Here is a 24,352-nt window from a genome sequence, read left to right on the forward strand (position 1 = left end):
TGCGTCTCACTCATAAAATTTCTAGAAAATGGATCAACGAGGAAGGCTTAAAGCCCAGAGAGAGGAACGTCGTGAGCCCCGCCAGTCCGTCTGCATTCGCGTTTTCAGAAGCCGTCGCCGTGATCGTCGGTGGCACGGCCGGAGTTGGCCTGGCTGCGGCGCGCAAGTTCATCGAAGCAGGCGTGCGCCGGATCGCCATCGTCGGGCGCAATGCCGAACGCGGCGAAGCGGCTGCGGCATCGCTGCGCGAACTGCCGGGCGGTGCGCAGGTGCTGTTCATTGCCGCCGATGCCAACCGCGCTGGCGAAGCGCAGCGCATCGTCGCGGGCACGGTCGACCGTTTCGGCACGATCGACATCCTGCTCAATTCCACCGTCGGCACCGCAGGACCGCAACTGCTCAAAGACATCCCGGCCAATGAACTGGAAGCGATCCTTGTCCAGCAGGCGATGGGCCCGATCCTGATGAGCCACGCCGTCCTGCCGACAATGATCGACGGCGGACGCGGGGTGATCCTCAACATCGCGTCGGATGCGGCAAAGCTTGCGACCCCCGGTGAATCGGTGATCGGCGCGGCGATGGCGGCGATCGTGATGTTCACCCGTACCCTCGCGATCGAGGCCAAGCGCAACAATATCCGCGCCAACGCCCTCACCCCGTCGCTGATCCAGGGCACGCTCACACATGCACGCATGCAGGAAAACGAGTTTTCCCAGAAGCTGTTCGCGAAAGCCGCCAAGATGGCGCACCTGGGCGTTGCCGAAGCGGACGACCTGGCCGATCTCGCCGTCTTCCTGGCCAGCCCGCAGGCCGCCAAGATTACCGGTCAGGCGATCAGCGCCAATGGCGGGATCTCTGCGGCATGAGCGCGGGCAACACCGGCTGCCGCCGTCTCGAAGGGCGCAAGGCCGTCGTCACCGGCGGCGGTAGCGGAATCGGTCGCGCCTCGGCGCTGCGCTTCGCGTCGGAAGGTGCCGAAGTGTTCGTCACCGGGCGCACGCAGGACAATATCGCCGAAACCGCCGAAATGATCCGCGCGGCCGGCGGCGTCGCCCACTTCCACGTCTGCGACGTGACGGTGGAGGATGATGTTGCGGCGATGAGCGTGAAGGCGCGCGAAACGCTGGGCACCTACGAAATCCTGTTCGCCAACGCCGGCAACACCGATTCCATGGCCTCCCTGTTCGACCAGACGGTGGAACAATGGGATCACTCTTGGCGCGGCAACGTGATCTCGGCCTTCCTGACCCTGAAGCATTGCGGCCCGGTGCTGCGCGATGCCGGCAAGGGTTCGATCATCCTGATGAGTTCGGCCGGATCGCTGCGCGCCAACGCCGGGACCATCGCCTATGGCTGCGCCAAGGCGGCGGTGAACATGCTGGCGATGGGCGCCGCCAACGCCTTTCGCGGCACCCAGGTGCGCGTGAATGCGATCGCTTCGGGACTGGTCGAGACCAAGCTTACCAAATCCGCCTTCGACTATGCCCGCAACAAGGGCGTCGAACACAAGATGGGCGGCATCACTCCGCTTCGCCGCACCGGAATGCTGGAGGAGGCCGCCGGCGTGGCCGCGTTCCTCGCCAGCGACGACAGCGGCTTCATCACCGGCCAGGTCATCGCCGCTGACGGCGGCCTGAGCAGCACCCACCCCTTCGGCAAGGTAGACCTCTGAAACCGGGGCGTCGCCACAGGAAGGCAAAGAGAGTTAGACATGGATTTTGAACTGCCCGCCGAAATCACCGCCAAGCTGGCCGAGATCGATGCGTTCAACGAACGCGAGATCAAGCCGCTCGAGCGCGAGAATATCCAGTTCTTCGACCACCGCCGCGAACATGCCCGCACCGACTGGGATCGCGATGGCCAGCCGCGCGAGGAATGGAACGATCTTATCGCCGAAATGGAACGCCGCGCCGATGCCGCCGGCTTCCTGCGGCTTGGCCTGTCGAAGGACATTCCCGGCGGCGGTGGTGCCTCCAACCTGATGATCGCCGCGATCCGCGAGCACATGGCGGGCCAGGGCCTGCAGCTTGCGAACGACCTGCAGGACGAAAGCTCGGTTGTCGGCAACTTCCCGATCGTGCCGGTGCTTCACGAATACGGAACGCCCGAGCAGAAGCAGTACATCGAAGGCATCATCGGGCGGAAGAACCACCTCGCCTTCGCGCTGACCGAGCCCGACCATGGCAGCGACGCGACCCATATCGAGACGACCGCCGTTCGCGAGGGCGACCAGTGGGTCATCAACGGCCAGAAGCGCTACAACAGCCAGGTCTATCGCGCCAAGGCCGACCTGATCTTCGCGCGCACCTCGGGCAAGGCCGGCGATGCCGATGGCATCACCGCGTTCATCGTCCCGATGAGCACGCCGGGGATCGACATCCTCTACAATCACTGGACCTTCAACATGCCCAGCGACCACCCCGAGGTGGGCCTGAAGGGCGTGCGCGTGGGTGACGAGGCGATCTTGGGCGGGCTTGGCAAGGGGCTCTACATCGCCCAGCGCTTCGTCCACGAGAACCGCATCCGCCAGGCGGCCGCCAGCACCGGCGCGGCGCGCTACTGCATCCAGCAGGCGGTGAAGTACGCCAACGAGCGCAAGGTGTTCGGACAATCTTTGTCGAAGAACCAGATCATCCAGTTCCAGCTCGCCGAGCTCTATGCCGAGGTCGAGATGCTGCGCAACTTCGTGTTCCGCACCGCCTGGGAGATGGATCGCCGTTCGCCGCTGGAAATCAGCGACAAGGTTTCGATCTGCAACTTCAAGGCCAACCGCCTCGTCTGCCAGGCGGCCGACCGGGCGATCCAGGTCCACGGCGGCATGGGCTACACCCGCGCCTATCCGTTCGAGCACATCTATCGCCACCACCGCCGCTACAGGATCACCGAAGGCTCGGAAGAGATCCAGATCCGCCGGGTCGCGCAGTACCTGTTCGGCTTCGGCAAGGCCAAGGGGACCGCGCGTGGCTGATGCGGCGGCCATCGCTGTCGAGGAAGCGGGGCGCTCCGGCGTGCCCGGCCTTGACGGCGTGGCCCTTGCCAACTGGCTGGCGGCGCGGCTGCCCGAAGCGACGGGCGGGGTGGAGATCGCCCCGGCCGCCGGCGGCATGTCCAACCCGACGTTCTTCATCACTTGCGGCGAACGCCGGCTGGTGCTGCGCAAGAAGCCACCGGTCGTGCTGTCGCCCGCCGCGCACCGGATCGACCGCGAATACCGCCTGCTCGTGGCCTTTGCCGGCTCGGACGTGCGGGCCCCGGCCCCGGTGCTCTACTGCGATGATGCCTCCGTGATCGGCACCGAGTTCTACCTGATGGAGCGGCTCGAGGGCGTCGTCAGCCATGACTATGCCTTACCCGGCCTCGATGCTGCAGCGCGCCGGGCTGCTTATCCGGCGATGGCCGGTGCGCTCGCGGCGATCCACCGGTTCGACTGGCAGGCCGCCGGGCTCGGCGATTTCGGCAAGCCCGGCAACTACTTCGCGCGCCAGATCGATGGCTGGTCGCGCCAGTGGCAGCAGTTCGCGATTACGGACAATCCGGCAGTCGATCGGCTGGAAGCATGGCTGCGCGCCGAACTGCCCGAGGATGATGGCTGCGCCACGATCGCCCATGGCGATTTTCGCGCCGCCAACGTGATGTTCCGGCCTGACGGTTCGGTTTCCGGCGTTTTCGACTGGGAACTGTCCACCATCGGCCACCCCCTGGCAGACCTTGGGTTCTGCCTGCAGGGATGGTTCCTTGCGCCGGACGAGAACGGCGGCGTTGCCGGGCTCGACCTGCCGGCGCTCGGCATTCCGACGGCGTCCGAATTCGTGGCCGCATACTATGCCGCCGCACCGGAAATGCCGCGGCTGACCGCCTTCCACGTCGCTTTCGCCATGTACCGCGCCGCAGTCGGCGTTTCGGGCGTGGCAGTGCGCGCCCGCAGCGGCGCGGTTCCCGATCCCGCCGCCTCGGCCGAGGCCAGCCGTTTCGCGCAGGCCTACGCCCGAGCCGGCCTTCACGCCATCGACAGCGGAGAATTCTGAAGCATGCCGTACAATTCCGTGTTCCGCCCCGATCTGTTCGCCGGCCAGACCATCATGGTGACCGGCGGCGGCAGCGGCATCGGCCGGTGCCTGGCGCACGAGCTGGTCTCGCTGGGGGCGCAAGTGGTGATCCTGGGCCGCAATGCCGAGAAGCTTGACACCGTGGCCGGCGAGATCCGCGAGGATGGCGGCGATGTCGCGACGCAGGTGTGCGACATTCGCGACGAGGAAAGCGTGATCGCCGCGATCGAGGCGACGCTGGCGCGGTTCGGCCGGATCGACGGTCTCGTCAACAATGCCGGCGGGCAATACCGCACGCCGATGAACACCATCTCGACGCGCGGCTTCGAGGCGGTGGTGCGCAACAACCTGACCGGCGGGTTCATCTTCATGCGCGAGGTGTTCAACCGCTGGATGGCCGACAACGGCGGCGCGATCGTCAACATGATCGCCGACATCTGGAACGGATGGCCCGACTTCGCCCACTCCGGCGCGGCGCGTGGCGGTATGTGGACGCTGACGGAAAGCGCCGCGTGCGAATGGGCGGCCAACGGCGTGCGGGTGAACGCGGTGGCACCGGGCGGCATCGCCTCCTCCGGGTTCGATACCTATGCGCCGGAAATTCAGCACAAGCTGTTCGAGTATACCCGTCGCGTGCCCCAGCAACGCTTCGGCACCGAGGCGGAAGTGGCCGCCGCGATCACGTATCTGCTTTCGCCCGCCGCCGCCTACATCACCGGCTCGTGCATCCGCGTCGATGGCGGCGCGCCCAACGCGCGCCAGACCTGGACGCTGGCCGAAAGCGATCGCAACGCGCCTTACGAAGGCTTCCATCGCGCGAAAATGCCGGAAGTGCTCAAGCGCGGGCCGGGAGGCGCGTGATGAGCGGACAGGCCGCCCGGATCGAAGAGGCCACGCGGATGCTGCCCACGCACGCTCACCGCGCCCCGGCCGAATTCGAGCTGGACATTCCAGAGCTGACGCTGGGCGGACTGCTGCGCCATGCGGCGCAGACGGTGCCCGATCGTATCGCGCTGGTTGAAGGCGTGGCCGATCCGGCTGCGCGCCGGCGCTGGACCTATGCCGAATTCCTCGACATTTCCGAGCGGCTCGCCCGCGCCCTGCTCGCCCGGTTCGAACCGGGTGACCGGGTGGTGGTTTATAGCACCAACTCGCCGGAATGGGTGTTCCTGCAGCATGCGATGAGCCTGGCGGGAATCCTGCTGGTGCCGGTCAATCCTGCCTACACGGCGCACGAACTGCACCACATCGTCGCCGACAGCGAAGCCGCCGGGCTGTTCATGGATGACAGCTTTCGGGGGAGGAATCTGGCCGAGACGGTCGCACAGATGAAGGCGATCGGCGGCGATTGCCTGCGTTTCGAGGCGCGCGTTGCCGATATCTGGGACCTTGTCGCCACCGCCGCCCCACTGGTCGCGCTGCCCGAGATCGGGCCGCAGGACCCGCTCCAGATCCAGTACACCTCGGGCACCACCGGCAAGCCCAAGGGCGCGGTGATGAGCCACACCCGCGTGCTGAACACCTCGCGCTCGATCGCACGGCGCGCCGGGTTCCCCGATGGCGGCGTCCACATCAACGCGATGCCGATGTTCCACATCGCCGGCGCGGCGATGGCCGAATTCAGTTGCCTCGCCTATCGCGGCACTTTCGTGCTCATGCCGATCTGGGACGCCGGGCTGATGCTCGAACTGTTCGAGAGCGAGCGCGGCAATGCCACGCTGATCGTGCCGACGATGATCCTCGGCATCCTCAACCACCCGGACCGCCCCAAGCGCGATCTGTCGAGCTGGCAGACGATCTTTTCGGGTGCGGCCAACGTCCCCGCCACCATGGTGCGCCAGGTCCACGCCGACATCGGCTGCAAGGTGTGCATCATCTTCGGCCAGACCGAAAGCAACGGCCCGATAACCCTGACCGCGCCGGACGATGCGATCGCGGATCAGACCGATACCGTCGGCCGGCCGCTGCCGCACGTCGAGGTCAAGATCGTCGATCCGCATAGCCACGAAACGCTCGCGGTGGACGAAGTGGGCGAAGTCTGGGTGCGCAGCTTCCAGGTGATGGAGGGCTATTTCAACGCCCCGGCCAAGACCGCCGAAACCGTGGTAGCCGATGGCTGGCTGCGCACCGGCGACCTCGGCAGCATGGATGCGCGCGGATACGTGCGGATCACCGGGCGGCTCAAGGAAATGATCATCCGGGGCGGGATGAACCTCTACCCCAAGGAGATCGAGGACACGCTGTTCGATCATCCCGCGGTGGACCAAGTGGCTGTGCTTGGCCTGCCCGATGAAAAGTGGGGTGAGACGGTGGCCGCCGTGCTCTCGCTCATCGCGCCCGACGCACCGCCCCCGCACACCGAATTCGACACCTACTGCCGCGCCCGCATGGCCAGCCAGAAGGTGCCGACAAGCTGGTTCTACGTCCGCGAATGGCCGCTGACGCCATCGGGCAAGATCCAGAAACACGTCCTGCTGGACATGATCAGGGCGGGGGAAATCCCGCCATGCAGGGAACCGTAGAAGACTTCGACCAAGATAGAATGGGAGGGAAATACAATGCGTCACAATTCACACTTGCACACATCAATGAGCGCCCTGGCGCTTGCCGCCGCGCTTGGGGTCACGCAGACGGCCCACGCGCAAAGCGCCACGCCGCAAGCCGGCGGCGAAGCGGCCGGCAGTGGCGAGATCATCGTCACCGCACAGCGCAAGGCGGAATCGATCTCCAAGGTTCCGTTGTCGATCACCGCGCTGGGCAATGATGCGCTGGAAACCAAGCAGGTCACCGAGATGAAGGACCTGCAGTTCGCTTCGCCGGGCATTCGCGCCGGCCAACAGCAGGGCGTGACCCGCATCTTCATCCGCGGCATCGGCCTGACGTCGTTCTCGGCGGGTGCCGACCCCAGCGTGGCATTCTATGCCGACGGCGTATACGTCGGCCGTCCCACCGCGCAGGCCTCCTCCTTCTACGATGTCGAACGCATCGAAGTGCTGCGCGGGCCGCAGGGCACGCTCTATGGGCGCAACGCTACCGGCGGCGCGGTCAACGTGATCAGCCGCGCGCCGACCCGCGAACTGTCCGGCTACGCCAACCTCACCTACGGCAACTATGACCTCAAGGAATTCGAAGGCGGCATCAGCGGCCCGCTGACCGAAGGCGGCGACTTGCGGGCGCGCGTTTCGGGCCACGTCATCGATCGTGACGGCTATGGCTACGACTTCGGGATGAACCACGATTTCAACGATGCCAAGTCGCAGTCGGTCCGTACCCAGTTGCAGTACGAAAACGGCAACGGCACCGATATCCGCCTGATTGGTGAATACCACCACGAGAACGACTACAACAACGGCACCACCAGCTTCGGAGCCTATCCGGGCTATGAACTGCAGGGCGTGGTCGGAACCGTCGATCCCGATGGCAACGAGCTCAAAGGGATTGCGGTCACCGGCGGTCAGGACACCGCAACGGCGCTGGTCGGCAAGACCAACGTGCGCGAAGGCTGGGCCGTCACCCTCAACGCCAACTTCGATATCTCGGATCGGCTGCACTTCAACTCGATCACCGGGTTCCGCAAGTGGGACCGGTACAACGGCTCGAACTCGGACGGTACCTCGGCCGGGCTTGGCAACACATACTACAACGAGAAGTCCAAGCAGTTTAGCCAGGAGCTGGTGCTCAACTGGTCAGCCGGCCCGCTCGATCTCGTCGCGGGCACGAGTTTTTATTGGGAAAGGCTGGACAACTACGTCCTGGTTCCGTTCGTCCAGTTCGGAACGAACTACATTCAGGACGGCACGATGGATATCGAGTCCTTCTCGGCTTATGGGCAGGCCACTGTTCACGTGCTTGACAGTCTGCGCCTGACTGCCGGTGGCCGGTATTCGACGGAAACGCGGGACTCCAAGGGAACCTTCACTTTCTTCGGCGTCACCGACGTGAGCGGCCAGAAGACCTGGAGCGACTTCAACCCCAAGTTCGGCATCGAGTTCGATCTCAACCCCGACACTCTGCTTTATGCCACCGCAACCAACGGCTTCAAGAGCGGCACCTTCAACGTCGGCCAGGTCAACCCCGCCATCAACCCGGAAAAGATCTGGTCCTACGAAGCCGGCTTCAAGACCAAGTTGTTCGACAACGCCGTGCAGTTGAGCGGCGCATACTTCCATTATGACTACACCGATCTTCAGGTGAACAAGGTCATCGGGATCGCCACCGTCACCACCAACGCAGCGGCAGCGAAAGTGGATGGGCTTGAACTGGCGGCCACCATCAAGCCGTTCAGCGGCCTGACGCTTGACACGAGCTTCACTTATCTCGATGCGCGGTTCAGCGAGTTCTTCTCCACCAACCCGCTCTATCCCGGCGGCGCGTCCGATCCGGGCTATGCGATCTGGCTTGCTGCGAACCCCGATGCGAAGACCCCCGTCTTCGACGGCGATATTGCTTCGGAACAGAACCTCAAGGGCTACCAGCTCCCCGGCGCGCCGAAGTATGCTGCCACCGCCGGCATCCAGTACGACTATGACATGGATAACGGTGCACGCATCACCTTGCGTGGCGACGCCGCCTATGCGTCGCGCATCCACTTCTCCGAGTTCAACGATGTGCACCTGAGCCAGAAGGCGGTGACCAAGTTCAACGCCTACGTCCGGTACGATTCCGGCAAGCTGTGGACGCTGAGCGTGTGGGGCAAGAACCTCACGAACGAGACGGTCAAGTCCAACGAACTCGTCACCATCGCGCTCTGGGGTTACCCGCGTTACGGTGCAATCGAGCCGCCGCGCACTTACGGTGCCACGGTCGGCCTGAAGTTCTGATGCGCCCCCCGCCGGGGCGGTTCAGGCCGCCCCGGCACCGCTTTATAACAATCAGAGGAGAGACATCGGCCATGGCCACCCTTGCAACCACCAGCCTGCTCAGCCACCCCGACCGGCTGTTCATCGATGGCGAATGGGTCGCGGCCGGCAGTGGCCGGACGATCGACGTCATCAACCCGTCGACCGAGGAAGTTTTCCTCACCGTCGCCGAGGCCGGTGCCGCCGATGTCGAACGCGCCATCGCCGCTGCGCGCAAGGCCTTCGATCACGGCCCCTGGCCGCGCATGACCCATGCTGAGCGCGCGCATTACCTGCGCGCCATCGGCGACGCGATGGACCGCCGGGCCGAGGATATCGCCCAGATCTGGCCGCGCGAGATGGGCATCCTCTACGCCATGGCCCGCCCCTTCGCCGGCACCATCGGCGAAGCCTATCGCTATTATGCCGGTCTTGCCGACAGCTTCGAATGGGAGGAGCGCTTCGAAGCGCCGATGATGGGCGGCGACTATGCACTCATCGTCAACGAACCGGTGGGCGTCGTCGGCGCGATCGTGCCGTGGAACGGCCCGGTCAACATCATGGCCTACAAGCTGGCCCCTGCCCTTATCGCCGGCTGCACGGCGGTGCTCAAGATGTCGCCCGAAGCGCCGGGCACCGGCTATCTGCTGGCCGAAATCTGCGCCGAAGTGGGCCTGCCCGCCGGCGTGCTCAACGTCGTGACCGCAGATCGCGAGGCTTCCGAAGTGCTCGTGCGCGATCCGCGGATCGACAAGATCGGCTTCACCGGATCAAGCGCGGTCGGCAAGCGTATCGCCGGCATCTGTGCCGAACGCCTTGCCCGTTGCACGCTGGAACTGGGCGGCAAGTCGGCTGCACTGATCCTCGACGATTACGATGTCGGCACCGCCGCCCAGTCGCTGGTCGGTTCCGCCTGCGCGATGACCGGGCAGATCTGCTCCTCGCTCACCCGCATCGTCGTCGGCGCTGACCGGCACGACGAACTGGTCGATGCGCTCGTGGCCGGGTTCGAGCAGGTGCGGATCGGCGATCCGTTCGATCCCGCCTCGGGCATCGGCCCGCTCGCCATGGCCCGCCAGCGCGACAAGGTGGACGAGATGGTCCGCGCGGCGGAGGCCGACGGCAACCGCATCGCCACCGGCGGCAAGCGTCCCGCCAGCCTCAATCGCGGCTGGTTCTTCGAGCCGACCGTGATTACCGCAACCAACGACGACATGATCGCCCGTGAAGAGATCTTCGGTCCCGTGGTGACCGTCATCAAGGCGGCGGACGAGGAGCAGGCGATCGCCATTGCCAACGACACCCGCTTCGGGCTCAACAACTCGGTGTTCAGCCGTGATGCCGACAAGGCCTATGCCATCGCCCGCCGGCTGCATTCCGGCACGGTGGGCCACAATGCCTGGCGCAGCGACATGTCGGTCGGGTTCGGCGGGTTCAAGGAATCCGGCATCGGCCGCGAAGGCGGCGTGAACGGCCTGCGCGCCTATCTCGAACCCAAGACGATCATCATGGACAACCTCGCCTGAGGAGCAAGAGCATGGGTGGAGAGGTTATCGACGGGGTCACGATCAACTGCCCCATCGAAACGAACAGCCCGATTGCGCGGGCCAATATCGATACGATCATCAAGTTCTTCTCGGTCTACCTGAAGGACAAGCCGTTCTTCTACTCGCTCTGGGTGGACGAGGACCCCGAAGTGGTGACGCCGTTCGTCACCACAGGCGTCGCGGTGTGCCACTATGCCAGCCACAAGGGCTGGGATGCGGTGAAGGCGTTCTGGGACCCGATCCACGACGAGATGACCGGGCGGTTCGACTGGTTCGTCGATGCGATCATCGTCGGCGAGGACCCGAATGTGATCGTCACCAAGTCGAACTCGATCATCGATGTCCAGGCCGGCGCGACCTGGGGCAACCGCCACGTCGCCTACAACGGCCGCTACGTCCAGATCTTCCGGTTCGAGGACGGCAAGGTGAAGTCGTTCGAGGAATACTACGACACCGCGCTGCTGAGCGCGGCCTATTCAGGCTGAGCGTGGGTGGGGAAAGGATCACATGAAACGGCTTGAAGGCAAAAGCATCCTCGTCACCGGCGCGGCGCAAGGCATGGGGCTGGCCATCGCCCTGCGCGCGGCGCGCGAGGGGGCGGGCCACATCACACTCTGCGATATCCAGCTTGAAAAGGGCAAGGCCGCTGCCGAACAAGTCGGCGCGGCGGGGGCCCGGGCCCAGTTCGTCGAAGCGGACCTGCGTTCACCCGAAGCCATCGCCCGCGCGGTGGATGCCGCCGCCATCTTCGCCGATGGACTGGATGTCCTGATAAACAATGCCGGCGTGACCGACGACGGGCTAACCGGTGGACCGCAGACGCTGGAAACGCTGACCGAAGAGCAGTGGGACGCGATGATGGACATCAACGTCAAGGCGATGTGGCGCGCCGTGCGCGCGGCCGCGCCGTGGCTCAGGCGCTCGGCCGAGGCGGGACGCGGGCCGGCCATCGTCAACGCCGCTTCGGTGGCCAGCACCTTCGCCTATCCCGGCATTCCTTCCTATTCGGTCGCCAAGAGCGCGGTGAAGATGCTCACCCAGATCATGGCGGCGGAGTATGCCCCCCAAGGCATTCGCTGCAACGCCTATGCCCCCGGTGCGATCGCAACCCCCATGTTGATGCACTCGATCGAAGCGGCGGACGATCCCGCCGCGATGATCAAACTCACTTCAGGCCCCCACCTCATAAAGCGGCTGGGCGATCCCGATGAAGCGGCGGCCCTCGCCTGCTTCCTCGCCTCGCCCGAAGCCAGTTTCATCACCGGCACCATCGTGCCGGTGGACGGCGGCACCAGCGCCTGGCGCGGGAACGCCTGAGCATTCACGGAGTAAGGATGATGATGGACAACAGCCCCGCCCGGATCGTCGATCCCCAGGACCCGGAACTGAGCCCCGAACGCCTCAAGGAGCGCTTCGGCCGCGACTTCTTCCGCGATTTCGATATCGATGACCCCAATCTCAACACGCACTTCCATGAGGTGATCGACCTCATGGTGCAGAAATGCCCGGTCGCGCACAGCAAGGTGGGCACCGGCTACTACGTGTTCAGCACCGAGGAGGCCGTGCGCAAGATCGGCCAGGACTGGCAGACCTTCAGCAGCGCCAAGGGCTATATCCCCAACCGCCCGGACGACATGCCGCTGATGATCCCGGTCGAGCAGGATCCGCCCAACCACACCGCGTGGCGTCGGGTGCTCAACCCGCACATGGGCCCCAAGGTCATGGATGCGATCCGCGACGATGTCGCCCGCGAAGTGAACGCACTGATCGACAAGTTCATCGATCGGGGCGAATGCGAATTCATCGGCGAGATGGCCGGCCTGCTGCCGGGGCGCGCCTTCTTCATCTATGTGCTGGGCGTGCCGGTGGTTGACCTGCCGGAGCTGGTCCACGACGTCGACAAATCGCTGTTCGGCCCGCTTGATGAGCGCACCGCCTATCACAAGAAGGTCTACGACTACCTGGAGAAGTTCCTGAAGGAACGCGAGGCGATGGAGCCGCAGGGCGATATCGTCGATACGATCCTGAAGGGCGTTACCTATGGCGATGGCAGCGAAGCTTCCTGGGAACACAAGGTCTCGGTCGTCCTCGACCTTACCTATGGCGGCATCTCCACCACCATCTACGCGCTCGGCTCGACCGCCCGGCACCTCGCGGATCATCCTGAACAGCGTCAGCAACTGCTGGACAACCCGGAATGGATCGAGAACGCGGTGGAGGAATTCGTCCGCGCCTATTCGCCCGTCGTCGCCATGGGCCGCACCTGCACCCGCGATACCGAGGTGGAAGGTGTCCAGCTCAAGGAAGGCGATTACGTGATGATGGGATTCTCCAGCGCCGGGCGCGATCCGCGCACGATCGCTGATCCCAAGGCGCTCAATTTCGCCGAGCCGACGATCCATCATCCCACCTTCGGCGTTGGCCCCCACCGCTGCATCGGTTCGCACCTGGCCCGGATGGAGCTGGCGGTGTTCACACGCGAATGGCTGCGCCGCATCCCGCACTTCCGGGTCAAGGCCGGCACCGAGCCCGTCTATGAAACCGGCTTCCTGCGGGCGATGAGCTCGCTCTGGCTGAGCTGGGACAAGTGAGGGCCACCCTATGCGGATGAAGATCGATGAAACGCTGTGTTCCGGCCACGGGCGCTGCGCCAAGTTCGCGCCCAACGTCTACACGCTCGACGATTCCGGCTATAATGCCGATGTCGGCCAGATCATCGCCGTTCCATCCGGCGAAGAAGACAATGCCACCAAGGGCCGCAAGGCCTGCCCGGAGCGCGCCATCACCGAGGTAGATGGGTGAACACCGCGCTGGTCGTATGCACCAGGCGACGGGCCGCGTTGAGCGCCAAGGCGTTTTCCCGGCACCGGCGCGATGCCCAAGCCGAGTTGATCCGCGCCTGCGAACCGTTCGCGGTGATCTGACCAGCCATGGACCTGGCCTTCACGCCCGAACAGCAGATGATCGCCGATGTGATCGACGCCTTTGCCCGCGAGGTGCTGCTGCCGCGCTATGCCCACTGGGACCGGACGGGAAACCTGCCTGAGGAACAGTTCGCCAGAATGGGCGAGATCGGCCTGCTGGGGCTGCGCGTTCCGGAGGCGTTCGGCGGGCAGGACGTGGACGCCGTGACTGCCGGTCTCGCGATCGAGGCGGCAGCCCGGGGCGATTTCAACTGCTGCTATGCCATCCTTATCGCCTGCTTCGCCGGGGAGATACTCGGCCGCCACGGCGACGATGCGGTGAAGGCCGAATGGCTTCCGGGCATGGCGAGCGGCGAGAAGATCATCTGCACCTGCCTGACCGAACCGCAAGGCGGATCGGACGCCGCCGGCATTCGCACCCGCGCCGTGCGCCAGGGCGACGACTACGTCATTTCAGGCGAGAAGGCGTCGATCACGCTGGTCATGGCGGGTCATGCCGGGATCGTGTTCGCCAAGACCGACCCCGCGGCAGGCGCAAAGGGCGTGACCGCGTTTCTGGTTCCGTTCGATTTGCCCGGTGTCTCGCGGGCCCCTTACGCCGATCTCGGCTCGCGCGGGATCGCCCGTGGCTCGCTGTTCTTCGATGAAGTGCGCATACCGGCACGCTATCGCATCGGCGCGGAGGGCGCAGCCTTTTCCAAGGTCATGCACACCTTCGACTACACCCGCGCGCTGATCGGCCTCATGTGCCTTGGCGCGGCCCAGCAGAGCCTGGCCGAGACCGTAGAATACCTGAAGAGCCGCCAATCCTTCGGGCAGCCGCTGCCCCGCTATCAGGGCGTCTCGTTTCCCGTCGCGGAATGGGCGGCGAAGATCGAGATGGCGCGCTGGCTGTGCCTGCGAACGCTGTGGCTGCGCGACCAGAACCTGCCGCATACGGCCGAGGCGGCGATGTGCAAGATGCAGTGCCCGGACATCGCCGTGGGCGCGATCCATGAATGCCTGCTGCTCCATGGTCACTACGGCTACACGCAGGACTTCCCGCACGAACAGCGGCTGCGCGACGTGATCGGCCAGCAGATCGCTGACGGCACCACCCAGATCCAGAAGCTCATCGTCGCGCGCGAACTGTTCGGCCGCGACTTCGTCTGAAAGGAAGCGCCCGATGATCAAGATGCTGTTCTTCCTGAAGCGCCACCCCAGCCTGTCCGGCGAGGAATTCAAGGCGCTTTACGAAAGCCGCCATGCCCGGCTTGGCGAAAAGCATGCGCCCACCGCCGCCCGCTATGTCCGGCGCTACCTCGAACCGGTGCCCGAGTTGTTCACCGGCGAAGCGGCCGAACCCGAGCATGACGTGGTCACGGAACTGTGGTTCGCCGATCGCGCCGCCTACGATGCGGCGATGGCGAACCTGTCCCGCCCGGAAGTGGTGGCCGAGATCGTCGAAGACGAGGAAACGATCTTCGACCGCAGCAAGCACCGGGTTTTCATGGTGGATGAGTGTGATTCCGTCATCACCTGAGGCTCCTCCCCTGATGGGGAGGGGGACCATGCGCAGCATGGTGGAGGGGCACAGGCGGTTTACGGAAGGTCGAGAGGGCGCGCCGTGTCGAACCTGCCCCTCCACCACCCTGTGGGTGGTCCCCTCCCCGTTTCGGGGAGGATCACCCTACCCCCGCTTGATCGCGATGAACGCCGCGATCTGGCCGCGCTGGCACAGTTCAATGATCGTGCCGTGACCGTCCTTCTTGGTGATCCAGCCGCGCCGCAACGGCAGGTTCTCGGTCGGCGGCTGATCATAAACCTTGAGCCCGGCCGCACGGTATTCCGCAAAGGCAGCGTCCAGATCGTCAACCTCGATCGCCACCACCACATCGCCATGCGCCAGTTCGCCTTTGCCGGTAAAGCTGACCAGCTCGATCGGTACCCCCTTGCCATCCGTGAAGAAGGCGCAGGCGATGCCCAGTTCCGGGACCTGGGCGATGATCGGATCGCCCCCCAGCAACGTGCGATAAAATGAGATGCCCGCGTCCATGTCGGCGACGAAAATAGCGATGTGATCGAGTGTCTTCATACGATTGCGATGGCCTTCAGGCTTGGCGCGCGACGGCGCGGGCAGTAGCGGTATCGACGACGGGCAGCTCGCCTGCGACGATCATCTCGCGCAGCTTGAACTTCTGCAGCTTGCCGGTGTCGGTGAACGGAAAGGCATCGACGAAGGCCCACTGGCTGGGCACCTTGAACGGCATCATCAGCCCGCGCGCATAGCTGCGCAGCGCGAAGGGATCGGGATGGCACCCTTCGCGCGGAACGATCACCGCCGCCACCTGTTCGCCATAGAAGGCATCGGGAATGCCGATTACGGCAATCCCTGCGATCTCCGGGTGATCGCCCAGCACCGTCTCCACCTCGCGCGGGTAGATGTTCTCGCCGCCGCGAATGATCATCTCCTTGATCCGCCCGGTGATGGCGACGAAGCCCTGTTCATCCATCCGCGCCAGATCGCCTGATCGCAGCCAGCCGTCCGGCGTGATCGTGCGTGCGGTTTCCTCGGGCTGGCCGACATAGCCCAGCATGTTCTGGAAGCTGCGCACCCAGATCTCGCCCTCTTCGCCCAAGGCCACCGCTTCGCCGGTTTCGGGATCGGCGATCTTGACGTCGAAGTGCGGGATCGGCCGGCCCAGCGTCGTCAGCCGCTTGTCCATCGGATCGTCGCGCCGGGTGGTGATGCACACGCCATGCATCTCGGTCTGGCCGTAGACGTTGACGAGGCTAGAGCCGAGTTCATTCTGCACCCGGCGGATCAGTTGTTCCTCCACCAGCGAAGCACCGGAAATCAGGCAGGTGAGCGAGGACAGATCGTGCGTGTCGCGGGCGGGATGGGCCAGCACCGCCTCGATCATGGTCGGCACCAGCAGCGAATAGGTCCCGCGCTCCTGCGCCACCGCCTGCATGTAAAGCGCCGGGTCCCAGTGCGGCAGCACCACGTGCGTGGCACGGTGGGCAACCGCGCCGATCCCGGCATGGGCCAGGCCGCCGACGTAGAACAGCGGCATCGGGCTGACAAACACCCCGCCATCGCGCAGGCCACCGCGATAGTGGGTCATGTGCGCCATGTTAAGGACGCCCTTGTGGTGCAGCATCACGCCCTTGGGGCTGCCGGTGGTGCCCGAGGTGAACAGCGTCAGGCACGGATCAAGCGGGGCGACATCGGGCAAGCCGGGCGCGGGGTTGGCAGCACCAGCAAGGAAATCGTCGAAATCCTCGATCAGATGTACTTCGCGCAAGGCCGGCAGCTCCGGCAGCATGCCCTCGACCGTTTCCAGGATCGCGTTGTCACGGTACTGGCGCACCACGAACAGCGCCGCCGCGCCCGATTTTTCCAGCACGTGGCGGATTTCGCGCCGGCGGCAGGCGGGGTTGATCGTCACCAGCACGAAACCGCCGAGCGCCGCGCCGTACAGCAGCGGCATCCATTCGACCACATTGTCGGCACAGACCGCGATCCGCTCGCCGGGAGCAAAGCGGGTCAGCAAGGCCTCGGCAGTCCGGCGAGACCAGTCGTACAGCCCGGCATAAGTCCAGCGCCGGCCCGGCTCACCCGAAGGCAGCACCTCGACCAGCGCGCAGCGATCGGGGTGGGCGGCGGCCACCGCGCCCAGCGCCGCGCCGAGCGACAGGTCCATCAGCTCCCAGTCGCGGGTCGCCTGCCAATAGGACCGATCCAGCGTGCGCGGCGCTTCGGGCTTGTCGTCATGCATTCCTGTCCATCCTCCATTGGCCCCGTCGTCTGTCCGCCGTGAGCGTTGCGGTCCGGTTCAGGCCGGGACCAGCACCGCCCGGCCATCGATCCCGCCCTGCTCCAGCCGGTCCAGCGCGGCCACGGCATCGTCCAGCCCGAAGCGCTCTATCCTGGGGGTCAGGCGTCCTTCGCGGGCCAGCGCGATCACTTCGGCGAGATCGCGGTAACTGCCGCTGTACGGCTTCGATACAGTGGCACCCCAGGGCAGGCCGACGGTGGAGACGTCTCCCGCCTCCACCGGCAGCGAACCGCCCGAAAGGCCGACCATCTGGATCGCCCCGCCCGGTGCCACCACCGCCGCCGCCAGCCGCAATGTGGCGTCGATGCCGACGAAATCGATCACCGCCTCGACGCCGCGGCCATCGGTCAGGTCCAGAATCCGTCCGGCAAGCTCGGGATCGTCGGCGCGCAGCGTTTCGTGGGCCCCCAGCGACCGGGCGGCAGCGAGCGCGCCCTCATCAAGGTCCACTGCGATGATCCGCGCCGGGGTCAGCGCGGCAAGGAACTGGACGGCGAAGCGGCCCAGCCCGCCCAGACCGGTCACGAGCGCGGCGGTACCCGGCACCAATGCATCGCGCAGCAGGCGGACGGAATGGTAAGGGGCCAGCCCCGCATCGGCGAGGATCGCCGCGAATGCCGGGTCAAGCGTGCCGATCGGGACCAGCGCGCTGGCCGGTACCACCACGAATTCAGCCATCCCGCCGTGCGTGGTCACGCCGGGCGTTGGCGGCGGCGAACGGCGGTGCTCGCCGCCCTGGCAGTAGTTCTCGCGGCCGGCCAGGCACTGCGGGCAGCGATGGCACGCCCAGCAGGGATGCACCACCACCCGCTCGGCCAAAATCCGCCCGACGACGCCCGGGCCAAGCTCGGCGATCTCGCCGGCAATTTCGTGACCGAGGGTAAGGTCGATCTGCCCGGCGAATGGATGAGCGCGCAGATGGCAATCGGTACGGCAGACACCCGCCGCCAGCACCCGCAACAACACTTCGCCCTCTTCGGGCACCGGCCGCGCGACCTGTTCCACGGCCACGTGACCTGCACTTTTCAGTCTGACCGCCTTCATCGCGTTCCGCTCTCCCTTCGCCCGTGTTCGGGTCGGTTAGTGGACCATCTCCACCACGATCTGGATCAGTTCGACGTAACTCTTGGCGAGGAAGTAGAAGAATGGCAGCGCCACCGGCACAGCGACCCAACCCAAGGGGCCAATCTGGGACACCATCAGCCAGGTTACCGCTGCAGTCGCCACCACCGCCACGAACAGCGCCCAGCGCCGTCCGAAACGCAGCAGCAGGCGAAGCGCGGGAAACCGTTCCATCCCCCGAGTTCCCCTCAGAAGTGCTTCGTTACACCGCTCATCATCGCCCGCAGCTTGCGCGCGACATCGGGCGCGCTGGCCTCGGCGGCGACGGGATCGCCCTTGCAGCCGGTGACACAGGCCTTGTCGAAAGCCATCTGCGCATCGACGTCGTCATCCTCGGCGATCGGTTCGGCCTTTTCGGCCAATTCCGCCCGGTAATCGTCGAGTCCGATCAGCGCGGCACCCAGCGCGCCGGCGATCTGCGGCGTTTCCGGCAGGATCAGCGGCATACCGAGCGCGGCCTGGATGTACTTCACCGCCGCCTTGTTGCGCGCGACGCCGCCGGTCATGACCACCGGGCCCTTCTTGCCGACGCGGTTGACCAGCCCCAGCGTGCGGGTGGCGATGGCCTGGTGAACCGCGCCCAGCACGTTCTCCTTGGAGTGGCCTTCGGCCCGCAGCGCGATCACTTCGGTTTCGGCGAAAGTGGCGCACATGCTGGAAATCTTCAGTTCCTCGACCGCGCCCAGCGCGACGTCACCCATCTCTTCCAGTTCGATTTCCATCGCCCGGGCGAGAACTTCCAGGAACTTGCCGGTCCCGGCGGCGCAGCGATCATTCATCGCGAACTGGGCGACGAGGCCATTGCTGTCGACCGAGATCGTCTTGCTGTCCTGGCCGCCGATGTCGATCACCAGCCGCGCCTCGGGCACCATCGCGACGGCACCGCGGGCGTGGCAGGTGATTTCGGTGAAGTTCTTGTCGGCGATGTCGAGCATGCGCCGCCCGTACCCGGTGGACACCGTGCGGCCCATGTCGGCCTGGGTCAGCCCGGCATCGTCGAGCACCTGTGCCACCGCTTCCTTGACGGCCAGATCGCTTACCGCGCCCATGTGCGAAACCGCCCAGGAAACCATGTTGCCATCAAGATCGAGGATCACCGCCTTTGCGGTGGTCGATCCGAAATCGATGCCCATCACGTACTTTTTCATCACAATCTCCTTGGTCCGGCCTGCTTCAGACCATGACCATCCGCCGCGCGTCGATCGCTTCCAGCATCGCCTCGACGCGGGTGTTGAGCAGTTCGTCCTTGTAGAACGATTCGTCCGCGACATCGCCCTCGAACATCGTCGTCTGGATACCCAGCCGCTTCTGCGCGGTTTCGGCGATCATGTGCATCGGGTTAGTGAACGCGCGGCAGGTGCGGGTGGCGTGGAACACGATGCCGTCCACCTCGTACTTCTCGCATAGCCCCATGATAAGGTCGATGAGGATCGGCGAGCTGTGGTTGTTCGGACAGATGAGGTAGTTCTGCCCCATGCCCATAACCGGATCGTTGGGATCGATCAGGTCCGGCTCCTGCCAGAACGCCATGTGGGTATAGCGCCCGGCCACCACCGCCGCATCGTAGCGGGCGAACTTTTCGGCCAGCCAGCCCAGCTTGTTCCAGTTCATGATGCCATCGAAGAACAGCCGGTACTTTTCCTTGGGCACCGCGCCTTCGCCGGTGCGCACGCGCTCGGCCACTTCATCACGCACGTTAGTGAAGTAATCGACGATATCGGTCGTGCAGGGAAGCTGGTTGATCGGCGCGATGCTGACCGACCAGTCGAACAGGGTGGCGGGAGCCGGGCGCGCGGTGCACATGTCCATCGCTTCGAGCCGCAGTTCGGAGGCGCGCTTCACGTTGCGCATCAGTTCGCGCAGCCGGTCCCAGGGATAAGGCTTGCCGGTGCGCTCCTCGATGAACTTGACCATCTCCTCGAGCTGCTTAGCGACGTACTTCGACGTTTCCTGCCACTCCTGCCCGCGCAGATAGCCTGCGTCCTTGCCCGAAGCCCAGATCCACGGGATCGACACGTTGAAGATCGGAATCTTCTTGCCGAACAGCCGCGAGGTCATTTCGTCCCACTGCTGGCCGGTGCTGCAATAGGCATAGGCGCTGATGATCATGTCCGGCGGCGGCAGCTTGGCCGAGATGTCCTCATCATCGGGAACGCCGGAGAACGCGCTGTCGGATTCATTACGGTGCCGCTGGTTGTTCACCGCACATCCCAGGTGCGTGCGGGCATAGGAGCACAGCTCGCGCATATATCCGCGCTCTTCGGCGGCGGCCTGCGCCGGGCCTTCCTGGTGGCGGGCAGCCAGCATCGCCGAGTAGGCTTCGCCGTGGACCCAGACGATGTCCGCCGCTTCAAGGAACGGATTGATCGAGGAACCCTCGTACCAGCAGACCAGCTTGCCCTCTTCTTTGGCGCGCCAGACCATTTCCCAGTAATCGTTGACCAGCTTGCCGGCCATGCGGGTCGATTTCAGCTTGTTGGCCGCCTTGGGGGCAGAGGGGGCGTTCATGCGGCTTCTCCTTCGACGGTGCTCTTCTGTGTACGGGGGGCACCGCGACGGCGGCGCAGAATTTCGACGAAACTTTCGACCCGGGTGCGCAAGTGTTCGAGCGCCATGGTCTCGTGCTCGGTCTCGATCAGCAGGTGCGGGACTTCGGCCCGTTCGAACGCTTCCTTGACCTCGGGGTAGTAATACATGTGCGGTTCGCAGAACTTGGCCATGAGCACGATCATGCCCTCCGCCGCTTCGTCGCGCATGGCGCTGAGCAGGAAGGCATCCCAGTCCACATCGTTCTGCACCCGGGTGGGGCATGGCACGCCGGTGTTGCGATCCATGTACCAGCGGGCCAGACCGTCCATCGGGTCGATGCCCTCCGGCACGTCGGTCGAGATGTAGCGATAGCCGTGGTAGAGATCGTCACCCACCACGGTGGCGCCGCAATCCTCGATCATCGCCAGCAGTTCGGGTTTCGGCGCCTGGCAGAAATGGCCCGACAGGTGGACGCGTACCGGCTTGCCCTCGATCGGGACGGGAGCGGAAGGCAGCGCGGCAACGATCTGTTCGAGCAGCGCGGTATGGTCCTGCTTGTCCATCACCATGCTGGACTTGACGATCGCCTGCATGTCGGAGCCGGTCAGCCGGGCCCGGCCATCGACGCGCGCAGCATAGAGCGTGCGGATCAACTGCCGGTTGCGGTTGAACAGCGCGATGCTGGCGTGCAGCGCCGCATCCTCGACCGGGCGCTCCAGGAAATCCTCCAGCTCGGAACGCAGCTTCTGGAAGCTTTCGCGCGCACGGCCGAACGTCCACGGATCGCACATCGATGAAATCAACTGGAAGAAGATCACCCGTGTATTGGGCAACTGCACGCGCACCGCGTCGGCCGCGCCGAGCAACTGGACGCAGTGATCGCCGAACATGATCGCGTCCAGCACATCCAGATCGCCGCGCCCCGCCTGATCGACGGTGCTGCGGGTAAAGCCGCAGTAGAACGGGAACAGCACCCCGTGGCCGACCGTGATCGGTTCATCCGATTCCTGGACGATCAGCGGCAGCGCGCCGGCGGCATGCACCATCTCGGACGGGAAGTTCATCGGGAACGAGCCGACGACGAGCCCGCCCGTCCGCTCTTTCCACGCCCGCGCATAGCCCATCGGGTCAGAGCTGACCGCGCGCAATTGATCCAGGGCATTCGAATCGGCCATCAGGCTACTCCATCTAACGCACTAATGAGTAGCACTTACCAGAAATATCGGTCAATCCCTTACGGCTCAAAAATATCTTATCTATCTGTTTTATAAATATTTTAATCGATACTGTCGAGGGCCACCACGCACCCCTGCCCGCCGGAACGCTCTCAAATAGGCGCGCCAAAATGAGTTTAATTTATGCGGAGCGCTTGATAGAGGTCGCGGAAGCGCCGGGCACATCCGGCTTTCGAATCGTTTGACATGGCGGGTGCGCCTATCTGAAGAGCATAAACTGAGTATCATTCATCTCGTCGATCGCACGGCAGGGTCGTCCTTCCTGCCATGAAAATTTATCGAATACCGCGCTATACGTGAAATACTTCAACCTTGTCCGGCCAGCGGCACTGCCCCAAAACGAACGGCCGACATCAAAACGTGAGTTCAAATCACTTTATGACCCAACCTCATGAAGCAAGCGGACAGGGCCCCCTCCAAGGCGTGCGCGTGGTCGAGATGTCGAATATCGGTCCGGGGCCGTTCTGCGGCATGCTGTTGGCGGACATGGGCGCGCAGGTGCTGCGCGTGGCCCGGCTGTCCACTACCGACCTTGGCTTCGATATCGAGCCGCGCTTCGATCTGCTCAACCGGGGCAAGCAGGCAGTGGCGATCGATCTGAAATCGGCCGATGGCATCGAAACCGTCAAACGCCTGATCGCCTCGGCCGATATCCTGATCGAAGGCTTCCGCCCCGGCGTCATGGAGCGGCTCGGCCTCGGCCCCGATGTCTGCCTCGGGATAAGCCCGGCGCTGGTGTTCGGTCGCCTGACCGGGTGGGGCCAGAGCGGCGCTTATGCGCAGATGGCGGGGCACGATATCAACTACATCGCCTTGTCCGGCGCGCTGGCGGCGATCGGCGATCCGGGCGGCGCGCCAGTGCCCCCGCTTAACCTGGTGGGCGATTTTGCCGCCGGGTCGCTATATCTGGCGATGGGCCTGCTCGCCGCGCTGCACGCCTCCCGCGCCAGCGGCAAGGGGCAGGTGATCGACGGCGCGATGCTGGACGGCGCGGTCAGCCTGATGACCATGCACCTCGGCTATCGCCAGGCTGGCATCTGGTCCAACACCCGCGGCAGCAACAGCGTGGATGGCGGATCGCCGTTCTATACCACCTACCCTACCTCGGACGGCAAGTTCATGGCGGTCGGCGCGGTCGAAGCGCGCTTCTACAGGATCATGCTCGACATCCTCGGCCTCGCCGATGCCGACCTGCCCCGGCAGAATGATCAAAGCCGCTGGGGCGAACTGCGCGCCGCGATCGCGGGCGTTTTCGCTACCAAAACCCGGGCCGAATGGACCGCGCTGTTCGACGGTACGGACGCCTGCGTATCCCCCATCCTCGACATGGACGAGATGAAGGATCACCCCGTGGTGCGCGAACGCGCCCTGCTGGTGGAAACCGACGGCGTGGTCGGCCCGGCCCCCGCCCCGCGCTTTGCACAAACGCCGGGCGCAGTACGCCACGGTACGCTCGATCCGGCAGTCTCCAGCCGCGAGGCGCTGAAGGCGTGGGGCATCCCAGAGGCGACGATTGCAACCCTGGCCGAAGCGGGGATCATTCCCGCCGGCCCGGACACGTCAGGCTGAGGCGGCGGGGCCGGGTTCGTCCTGCGCGGCGTCGCGCGCTTCCATCCGGTCGATCAGGGCGGACAGGCGCGAGAGTTCGCCGTGAAGCCCCGCCCCGCCGCCTTCCTTGACCGCGATCCCGCGCAGGATGACGTCCGCGATCGCCTGCGCCGAACTTTCGACAGCAAAGTCACTCTCGCCACGCAGATAGGACCATATCGAGTACTCGATGCAGCCCAGGATCATGTTGCGCACCAGCCGCACATCGGCGTCGGCGCGGAAATCGCCGCTCGCCACGCCATCGGCGATGATGTTGGAAAAGCGCTGCGCCGCCTGGCGGTTGAGCTGGTAAATCCGCATCGTGCGGTATTGCGGGTCCGATCGCAGGTCGGTCAGCAGGAACCGGGTCAGCGCCGGTTCGGCGCGAATGATCGACAGGTGCTGGCGCACCCCCAGCATCAGCCGTTCGCGCACGCTAAGCGAACGATCGTGCGGATGTTCGTCTTCGACGAATTCCTCGAACCAGGCTTCAGCCACCTTGATCAGCAGATCGCGGCGGCTGGCAAAGTACTTGTAGATCGTGCCTTCCGACACGCCGCATAGCCGCGCCACTTCGCCGGTGGCGAACTGATCGGACCCGCGTTCGCGCAAAACCGCGCGCGCGACGTGCAGGATATCGGCCATCCGCTTGTCCTTGGAGAGACGGCGGGCCTTGGTGATGATCGGTCTGTGGGTCATGTGC

Annotated in this window: 24 protein-coding genes; 16 read left to right on the forward strand and 8 right to left on the reverse strand. The window is 64.9% G+C overall.

What is annotated here, in order from left to right:
- Positions 1–71 precede the first annotated feature (71 nt).
- The 15 genes from IE122_RS15395 (at position 72) to IE122_RS15460 (ending at position 14,877) form a co-directional block, all read left to right on the forward strand.
- A complete protein-coding gene (locus IE122_RS15395; protein WP_189622138.1) occupies positions 72–866 on the forward strand; it encodes an SDR family NAD(P)-dependent oxidoreductase in 795 nt (264 codons plus the stop codon).
- A complete protein-coding gene (locus tag IE122_RS15400) occupies positions 863–1,672 on the forward strand; it encodes an SDR family NAD(P)-dependent oxidoreductase (protein ID WP_189622139.1) in 810 nt (269 codons plus the stop codon). Before IE122_RS15395 ends, IE122_RS15400 begins: the two co-directional genes overlap by 4 nt.
- 39 nt (positions 1,673–1,711) lie before the next feature.
- Complete coding sequence (locus tag IE122_RS15405; RefSeq protein WP_189622140.1) at positions 1,712–2,968, forward strand: acyl-CoA dehydrogenase family protein; 1,257 nt, start codon at positions 1,712–1,714, stop codon at positions 2,966–2,968.
- A complete protein-coding gene (locus tag IE122_RS15410) occupies positions 2,961–4,025 on the forward strand; it encodes a phosphotransferase family protein (RefSeq protein WP_229814248.1) in 1,065 nt (354 codons plus the stop codon). Before IE122_RS15405 ends, IE122_RS15410 begins: the two co-directional genes overlap by 8 nt.
- A 3-nt stretch (positions 4,026–4,028) precedes the next feature.
- Positions 4,029–4,907: an SDR family oxidoreductase gene (locus IE122_RS15415; protein WP_189622141.1), complete on the forward strand. Its 879-nt coding sequence runs from the start codon at positions 4,029–4,031 to the stop codon at positions 4,905–4,907.
- Positions 4,907–6,568 (forward strand): class I adenylate-forming enzyme family protein, encoded by a 1,662-nt coding sequence (locus tag IE122_RS15420; protein ID WP_229814249.1) that lies wholly within the window; start codon positions 4,907–4,909, stop codon positions 6,566–6,568. The genes IE122_RS15415 and IE122_RS15420 overlap by 1 nt, the downstream gene beginning before the upstream one ends.
- A gap of 66 nt (positions 6,569–6,634) precedes the next feature.
- Entirely contained in the window at positions 6,635–8,866 is a 2,232-nt protein-coding gene (locus IE122_RS15425) for a TonB-dependent receptor (RefSeq protein ID WP_189622142.1), read from the forward strand.
- A gap of 71 nt (positions 8,867–8,937) precedes the next feature.
- The gene (locus IE122_RS15430; protein WP_189622143.1) at positions 8,938–10,410 is read left to right on the forward strand and encodes an aldehyde dehydrogenase; all 1,473 of its coding nucleotides are present in this window, start codon (positions 8,938–8,940) and stop codon (positions 10,408–10,410) included.
- Between the two features lie 11 nt (positions 10,411–10,421).
- Positions 10,422–10,916, forward strand: coding sequence for a nuclear transport factor 2 family protein (locus IE122_RS15435; RefSeq protein WP_189622144.1), 495 nt, complete (start codon positions 10,422–10,424; stop codon positions 10,914–10,916).
- A gap of 22 nt (positions 10,917–10,938) precedes the next feature.
- Complete coding sequence (locus tag IE122_RS15440) at positions 10,939–11,748, forward strand: SDR family NAD(P)-dependent oxidoreductase (RefSeq protein WP_189622145.1); 810 nt, start codon at positions 10,939–10,941, stop codon at positions 11,746–11,748.
- Between the two features lie 20 nt (positions 11,749–11,768).
- Complete coding sequence (locus tag IE122_RS15445) at positions 11,769–13,022, forward strand: cytochrome P450 (RefSeq protein ID WP_229814251.1); 1,254 nt, start codon at positions 11,769–11,771, stop codon at positions 13,020–13,022.
- Positions 13,023–13,038: 16 nt separating this feature from the next.
- Entirely contained in the window at positions 13,039–13,233 is a 195-nt protein-coding gene (locus IE122_RS15450) for a ferredoxin (protein WP_229814254.1), read from the forward strand.
- Positions 13,230–13,355, forward strand: a complete 126-nt coding sequence (locus IE122_RS18515; protein WP_268249025.1) for a hypothetical protein — start codon at positions 13,230–13,232, stop codon at positions 13,353–13,355. The genes IE122_RS15450 and IE122_RS18515 overlap by 4 nt, the downstream gene beginning before the upstream one ends.
- 6 nt (positions 13,356–13,361) lie before the next feature.
- A complete protein-coding gene (locus tag IE122_RS15455; RefSeq protein WP_189622147.1) occupies positions 13,362–14,507 on the forward strand; it encodes an acyl-CoA dehydrogenase family protein in 1,146 nt (381 codons plus the stop codon).
- 13 nt (positions 14,508–14,520) lie between these two features.
- Complete coding sequence (locus tag IE122_RS15460) at positions 14,521–14,877, forward strand: EthD domain-containing protein (protein WP_189622148.1); 357 nt, start codon at positions 14,521–14,523, stop codon at positions 14,875–14,877.
- Between the two features lie 147 nt (positions 14,878–15,024).
- Here the strand turns inward: IE122_RS15460 and IE122_RS15465 are convergent, their stop codons facing one another.
- From IE122_RS15465 to IE122_RS15495, 7 genes are read right to left on the reverse strand one after another with little or no spacing between them, the layout of a single operon-like run.
- On the reverse strand, positions 15,025–15,429 hold the full coding sequence (locus tag IE122_RS15465; protein ID WP_189622149.1) for a VOC family protein: 405 nt from the start codon (positions 15,427–15,429) through the stop codon (positions 15,025–15,027).
- Positions 15,430–15,445: 16 nt separating this feature from the next.
- Positions 15,446–17,116 (reverse strand): AMP-binding protein, encoded by a 1,671-nt coding sequence (locus IE122_RS15470; RefSeq protein ID WP_189622150.1) that lies wholly within the window; start codon positions 17,114–17,116, stop codon positions 15,446–15,448.
- 57 nt (positions 17,117–17,173) lie between these two features.
- Entirely contained in the window at positions 17,174–18,220 is a 1,047-nt protein-coding gene (locus tag IE122_RS15475) for an alcohol dehydrogenase catalytic domain-containing protein (RefSeq protein WP_189622151.1), read from the reverse strand.
- 36 nt (positions 18,221–18,256) lie between these two features.
- Positions 18,257–18,472, reverse strand: coding sequence for a hypothetical protein (locus tag IE122_RS15480; protein WP_189622152.1), 216 nt, complete (start codon positions 18,470–18,472; stop codon positions 18,257–18,259).
- Positions 18,473–18,486: 14 nt separating this feature from the next.
- The gene (locus tag IE122_RS15485; RefSeq protein WP_189622153.1) at positions 18,487–19,446 is read right to left on the reverse strand and encodes an acyl-CoA dehydratase activase; all 960 of its coding nucleotides are present in this window, start codon (positions 19,444–19,446) and stop codon (positions 18,487–18,489) included.
- Positions 19,447–19,471: 25 nt separating this feature from the next.
- A complete protein-coding gene (locus IE122_RS15490; RefSeq protein ID WP_189622154.1) occupies positions 19,472–20,806 on the reverse strand; it encodes a 2-hydroxyacyl-CoA dehydratase subunit D in 1,335 nt (444 codons plus the stop codon).
- A complete protein-coding gene (locus tag IE122_RS15495) occupies positions 20,803–22,002 on the reverse strand; it encodes a 2-hydroxyacyl-CoA dehydratase subunit D (protein ID WP_189622155.1) in 1,200 nt (399 codons plus the stop codon). The genes IE122_RS15490 and IE122_RS15495 overlap by 4 nt, the downstream gene beginning before the upstream one ends.
- Before the next feature lie 438 nt (positions 22,003–22,440).
- Between IE122_RS15495 and IE122_RS15500 the strand changes: the two genes are divergently transcribed.
- Complete coding sequence (locus IE122_RS15500) at positions 22,441–23,631, forward strand: CaiB/BaiF CoA transferase family protein (protein WP_268249026.1); 1,191 nt, start codon at positions 22,441–22,443, stop codon at positions 23,629–23,631.
- Here IE122_RS15500 and IE122_RS15505 read toward each other — a convergent pair.
- A complete protein-coding gene (locus IE122_RS15505) occupies positions 23,623–24,348 on the reverse strand; it encodes a TetR/AcrR family transcriptional regulator (protein ID WP_189622156.1) in 726 nt (241 codons plus the stop codon). The two genes, IE122_RS15500 and IE122_RS15505, sit on opposite strands and share 9 nt — an antisense overlap.
- Positions 24,349–24,352 lie beyond the last annotated feature (4 nt).

The organism is Novosphingobium colocasiae, assembly GCF_014652555.1.
Classification (GTDB): Bacteria; Pseudomonadota; Alphaproteobacteria; order Sphingomonadales; family Sphingomonadaceae; genus Novosphingobium; species Novosphingobium colocasiae.